Raw genomic sequence first — 822 nt, 5'->3', positions numbered from 1 at the left:
ATGGACCTGAAGGAAGCTGCGGCCGCCGAGGCCAGGGAACACCTGGCCGACGCCCTGGCCGCAGTGGAAGAGGCATGCCTTCGTTCCGCCGTCGAATACCTGGCCGACTTCTACCTCCACTCGCCGGAGGACCCCACGGACTCCGTCTACGACACGGCCTACACGATGGACCTGCAGTACTGGGGCAGGGACTATCCGGACCTGCCCCGCAGCATGTGGGAAACCTCGATGGGCGAAGACATGGAGGCATCACTCAAACCGGGCTGGATCCTGGCCCTGGCGAATCAGCTGCTGGCCACACCGGGGGCCGGTTCCCTCCGGGACTGGGCCGGGCAGGAGGCCGGGAACCCCGGCGGCCCGGCCGACGCCGCCGCCCGCCTGCTGGGGTCGGATCCGGAACTCAACGAGCGCACCGCCGACGCGTTCGTCGCCCTGATCAACAAGGCCGGCCGGATGACGGTCCGGCAGGTACTGGAGTCCGACAAGGGCGGGGCCCGCCGCCGGGCAGCATCCCGGCGGGAAGAGCAGAACCGCCCGGACAAGGAGGAGTTCCAGCGCCTGCTCCGCTGCCAGGAGTTCTACCGGGAGAACAAGGCCGCGTTCCTGCAGGCCTGCGGCCTGGAAGACCGCAGGCTCGGCCTCGATGACCGGGCCGCGGTCGAGGACGGCGTCGGACGCCTGGGGTGGACGCTCGAGCAGCGGGTCATGTTCGCCGAGGGGGCGCCCCGGAAGGCGCTCGGCAGCAAGCTGCGCGGCGCGATGAAGCAAAGGGGCTTCGGCGCCGTCCGGCAGGCATCCGCATCGTCCTGACCCGGAAACCTG

The 822-nt window shown here is 70.3% G+C and carries 1 protein-coding gene; it reads left to right on the top strand.

The genetic code is table 11. The features are described from left to right. On the top strand, positions 1–810 hold an 810-nt coding region (locus tag ACFQ36_RS23060), incomplete at its 5' end, for a hypothetical protein (protein ID WP_377017936.1). Between the last annotated feature and the right edge of the window lie 12 nt (positions 811–822).

The organism is Arthrobacter sp. GCM10027362 (assembly GCF_042679445.1).
Taxonomy (GTDB): domain Bacteria; phylum Actinomycetota; class Actinomycetes; order Actinomycetales; family Micrococcaceae; genus Crystallibacter.
Note: the sequence above shows the minus strand (reverse complement) of the source record. Positions and strands in the feature narration are given on the sequence as shown.